Consider the following 951-nt stretch of genomic DNA (forward strand, 5'->3'; position numbering starts at 1 on the left):
GCCCGGGACGGTCGGTGGTGTCTGCGGCCGCCGCGGCGCGCGGGGCCTCGTCGGTCTCGCCGACGCCGTCCTCGAGGTCGGTCTCGATGCCGTCCTCGTCGCCGCGGGCCCGGCCACGACCCCGGCGGCCACGGCGGCGGCGACGGGTGGAACCCGACCCGCCGCCCTGGTCGTCCTCGTCGAACTCCCCGTCCTCGTCGACGGCGGCGAGTTCCTCGACGACGGTGTCGGTGTCGACTTCCTCCTCGGCGAGCTCCGGCTCGGCGGGCCGCTCGGCGTCGGCGGTCGGCGCCGGGACAACGGCGGACACCGCCTCGTCCACGGCGTCGGCGCGCCGCCAACGCACCTCGGCTGCCGCCGGCTCCGGCGCCTGGAAGGTCACCATCGCCACCGGGCGGCGAGCCGCCGGGCGGGAGACGGGCTCGACGGGCTGCTCGTCGCCGATGCCGGCCCAGGTCGGGGCGGTGACCCGCCGGGTCCTCGTCCGGGTGCGGGCGCCGGCCGGCGCCGATTCGGCGGCAGCCGGTTCGGACTGCGCCTGCTCGGACTGCGCTTGCTCGGACTGCGCCTGCTCGCCCCCGGCGGGTGCCTGGCCCGCGTCGGGTGCCAGCGCTCCGGCGGGTGCCAGCGCTCCGGCAGGTGCGGAGACGGGAGTCGAACCGAGCGGCGTGCCGGTGGCCAGCGCCTCGGTGACGCCGAACGGCGAGGTGACGGTGGCGGCTTCGACGACGGACGGCTCGGCACCGGCCGACGACGCAGCGACCGCGAACGGCTCAGCGACGGCGGCCGCGGGAACCTTGTCGGCCGGACCCTCGTTCGCCGGGGCCGGCCCGGGGGAAGCGTCGGCGGCCGGAGCTCCGACGGCCGACACCTCGGCTGCCGGGGCCGAACCGGAGGCGGCCTCGGCGGGCGCGCCCTTGGCGGCCCCGGCCCCCGAAGGCCGCTTCCAGG

1 pseudogene is annotated in these 951 nt (G+C 79.1%); it reads right to left on the reverse strand.

The features are described 5' to 3' along the window. Positions 1-951, reverse strand: a pseudogene (locus ND748_RS32820) (ribonuclease E/G); the annotation flags it as partial.

Origin of the sequence: Frankia sp. AiPs1 (assembly GCF_023716945.1) — a bacterium.
In the GTDB taxonomy this organism is placed as follows: Bacteria; Actinomycetota; Actinomycetes; order Frankiales; family Frankiaceae; genus Frankia.